Here is a 3,516-nt window from a genome sequence, read left to right as displayed (position 1 = left end):
GCCGACACGGCCTACGACGCCGACCACTTCCGCCAAATGATTGCCGACAAGGGCGCCATTGCCGTTATCCCCAACAATCCGTCGCGCGCCCACAAGCATCCGCTAGACAAGCACCTCTACCCGCCTCACGCGGGTTAAGAACTTACTTTTGTCCTTGATGGTATGCGCCATTCACTTGACCTGTTCGACCACAAACTATACTGGGGTAGGGTATCTGGCGACCAGCCTGAGGAGACGGCGCATGTGCCCTACGACTTCGTCCGAGCATTGGTATCATACTCACGTTTTTGACGAAGGAAACCCGTTAGCGGAACGCAATACCCGCTGGGCGGTGGTACTGACCATCATCATGATGGTGGCCGAAATATGCGGTGGCTGGGTATTCAATTCCATGGCGCTGTTGGCACATGAGCTCGCACGCCTTGGCCTTGGGTTTGTCCTTGATGGCTTATGGCGCGGCACGGCGAAGAGAATATCTGGCTGCGCAGGTTCCCGTTCCATAGCGCTCGCCACCGCCGCCAGTTCGGTCGCGCTGTCGATGATCCCTTGGATCATGGCGAGTGCGGCAATCTTGTTGTCGTCTTTTGCCATGGCTCAATCGCGCCCCGTCTGGTCGTAGCAGTTTGCTGGTGCCAATAGGTGGATTTCTGTAAGTCCATCCGACACCTTGAATTCCAGCGCGTGAACGGCAGCTGCGATGTCCATGGCCTCCGTTACGGCGGCTTTCGATGCCTGGCTCATGGCGTCGTGGCCGCCGATGACCTGGATCAGGGATTGCACCCGTTCCTTCATTCTGGACAGGACGGCTCCGACGCCGAGCGGAACGCCATGGGATCCGGACATGATGCGCTTGCCATAGCGGATTAGGCTACGGGCGGCGTCTTGGGTCATGCAGTCGGCGTTGAAATTGACGGCGGCTCGGATGTCGCCGAGGCGACGTATGTGGAAGGTACTGCACCCAGACATCTCGATGCGATCGCAGGCCAACCCCATCAGATTGATCAGACGCTCGGTCTCTTCGGCGATCCGCCGGCACAAGGCCACCTTTCGGGGGCCATCGTCCATTCCGGACAATTTCACGGTCAGCTTTTGGATATCGCGGACGATCCTGAGGGCTTCGTCGATGACGATGGTCGTCTGCTTCTCATTGGGGTCAAGCCCCGAGGAACCCTGTTCGCCGTTCAATTGGGCGATCATGATTCGGTCGACGCTGGTGATGTGCGACATCAGCCAATTGTAGACGATGCCAAGCAGTTTGCGACGGACGTCATGCGAAGTGAGGCTGCCCGCCTTTATGGTCTCAATTTTCGCTACAAACGCCGCGTGAAGCTTCTTGTGCTGCTTGCGGTCGTCATACTCAAAGCTATCCATCAACTGTTCTTCGTGGGCGAAATGTACCTTAACGTAGTCCTTTAGTGCGATAAGAGCCCTTTCAACCGTGGTGGCGTCCCCATCCACGATGTCGGGGACCTCGTTTAGATCGTTCATGATGTCGATGATGCCGCGATGCTGGCTGTCGATGTCGTTCCTTCCCGTCTCGATCGCTTTCGACCAGCCGAAATCCGGTTTGGCAGGAACGTTCAAGTCTTCATCGTAAGCGGAGATGTCTTGTGGCTCATGTGGCCCAACATTCCCCTGGCCAACTTGTGATCCGTGGGCTTTGGCGCGGTTGGCATCGGCCGCCCTGCGGAACGGCCCCTTATAGCCCTTGATGACGGCGATGCGGCGATCGATGCCACGGAATGTGGGGGTGTCTACGAACTCACGCCGCTCAGCAATCGCAGTTTCAACCGCCACCTTCAGCGTGTGCTTCGTGAGCGGCAAGGCCAAGGTCGCCGTCGCTCCGGCGTCACGATTGGCAAGCAGTTCGTCACCGGTCCATTCCTCACCGACGCAGATAACTGGGATCGACGGAGCAAGACCGTGCTGGCCCCAGCGTACCAATTTCAAGAGGTCGAGGTGGCCCGCACCGCCCAGTCTGTCGCAGAGAATCAGATTGAAGGTTGTGCTGGCATGACGGAGTTGCAGGGTGGCGAAATCGACCGAATCAACGACCGTCACTCCATTGATGCCCATCTCGCGAATTAGGCCGACGAGAAGTCTGCATACCGCCGGCATCGCTACCGCTACAAGAACTTCAATTGGGCCGAGTAACGGCGGGCGCGTCATTATCAGTAAACCCCCAGTTCATCTGATATGGGACGCGGTGAGACACCCGTGTTGTCGGTGCGAAAGCTCTTCCGCTTCCATGGCAAGATAGACCAGCGGTCGGGAATCGACGGATGAGTGGGTGATCCAAGTCTTGTATTGGAGATCGTCATTCGTGATGTGGCTTCGGAGCCATTGCACGACGAGTGTCGAAAGGTTGTCGGCAACCGACATGGTGCCTTCCCGATAGGCTTCGACAATTGCCCTGACGCGTCCATGGAAAACCCGATGGCGATGACGATGTCCGGCGAGCCGTGGGTATCCCACAGCCTTCATCGCCTTCTCTTCGCGATAGAAGTGCCCATCAACATACTCATCCAGCATGAGGAGGGCGCTCAGGATGATCAAATCGTGTTTACCACCATGCACAGATTCATGGATGATCCGCGCCATCTCGAAGAATGCGCGGTGATCCGCATCGATAGCCTCGTTCCCGACCGACAAATCGTCTGTGAAGTCAAACATGTTCCAGCTCCGGAACGGAGATAATTAACTTTCATATGTTGGCAGATTTTGTCGGCAAACTTCCAACTGCTCGTGAATTTGCACCACAATTTGCCGATAGTATTGGGCCGATCAGTGTTCAAGTTGCCGCCAAGAAGCTCAATCATCATCCTGATGATTATCGTGTACAACGCTTTCACGCACGACACTTGTCAGCGACGGCCATAAAGTACCCTGTATTCGCTACGCCCAGCCTATGACTAAAAGTATACCGCCTCCGCATGGGGCGGGTAAAGGAGAAAATGTATGCGAGCTGCACCATCAACAGGTTGAAATGGCACATGAAAATTGTTTGTGACAATCTTTTGCTGACTGCTCCGCAGGGATGGCATAAATCAAAGCCGATATGGGATGCCTTAGCCATGCACAATTTGCAAAGCCAGAATAAACAAAAGTCATGGCAACATCTACACGGCAACATTCCCATTGCTGTGTCGCGCGCTAATCCGTCTTATTCACCGGGACACGGAGTTTTGCTGGCGGATGTGTAACTGGGGCAAAAGTCCGGCAGGGCTGTTCAACGCTAACGGAGTGATCGCTGGAGCGGCCTGAGGGTGAGCAAAAAAGACGATTGAACGAAACCGCTGGCGCGGTATTGGAGCCTGATGTGACGTCGAAGGCTCCCGTCTGACAGGGTTGGTTTCCCGACCACCCTACAGACAGGAGGCCCCCGATGGCCGAATTGAGCCCTCTGCGTCGCCGCATGATCGAGGACATGACGGTCCGCAATCCGTCGTGCCAGATGATCTTGATCATGTCACCGCTGCGCCCCCGGAAGACGAACAGATCGCCGGCATGGGGATC

General features: G+C 56.0%; 3 protein-coding genes and 1 pseudogene. 1 reads left to right on the top strand and 3 read right to left on the bottom strand.

Annotated features, from left to right (window positions below; genetic code table 11):
• A pseudogene (locus A6A05_RS20555) lies at window positions 1-120 on the top strand (IS5/IS1182 family transposase); the annotation flags it as partial.
• Between the two features lie 159 nt (window positions 121-279).
• Here the strand turns inward: A6A05_RS20555 and A6A05_RS22045 are convergent.
• From A6A05_RS22045 to A6A05_RS02215, 3 genes are read right to left on the bottom strand one after another with little or no spacing between them, the layout of a single operon-like run.
• The gene (locus A6A05_RS22045; RefSeq protein ID WP_068497042.1) at window positions 280-591 is read right to left on the bottom strand and encodes a hypothetical protein; all 312 of its coding nucleotides are present in this window, start codon (window positions 589-591) and stop codon (window positions 280-282) included.
• A gap of 3 nt (window positions 592-594) precedes the next feature.
• Window positions 595-2,169, bottom strand: coding sequence for a bacteriohemerythrin (locus tag A6A05_RS02220; RefSeq protein WP_082910624.1), 1,575 nt, complete (start codon window positions 2,167-2,169; stop codon window positions 595-597).
• An 18-nt stretch (window positions 2,170-2,187) separates the two neighbouring features.
• Window positions 2,188-2,673, bottom strand: a complete 486-nt coding sequence (locus A6A05_RS02215; protein WP_068497038.1) for a bacteriohemerythrin — start codon at window positions 2,671-2,673, stop codon at window positions 2,188-2,190.
• Window positions 2,674-3,516 lie beyond the last annotated feature (843 nt).

The sequence above is a fragment of the Magnetospirillum moscoviense genome, assembly GCF_001650635.1.
Classification (GTDB): domain Bacteria; phylum Pseudomonadota; class Alphaproteobacteria; order Rhodospirillales; family Magnetospirillaceae; genus Magnetospirillum; species Magnetospirillum moscoviense.
This window is presented reverse-complemented; position numbering and strand designations above follow the sequence as displayed.

Bases quoted from the DNA above. Each gene is read 5' to 3' on its own strand.
- A6A05_RS22045 (WP_068497042.1), bottom strand. From the start codon at position 591: ATGGCAAAAGACGACAACAAGATTGCCGCACTCGCCATGATCCAAGGG.
- A6A05_RS02220 (WP_082910624.1), bottom strand. From the start codon at position 2,169: ATGACGCGCCCGCCGTTACTCGGCCCAATTGAAGTTCTTGTAGCGGTA.
- A6A05_RS02215 (WP_068497038.1), bottom strand. From the start codon at position 2,673: ATGTTTGACTTCACAGACGATTTGTCGGTCGGGAACGAGGCTATCGAT.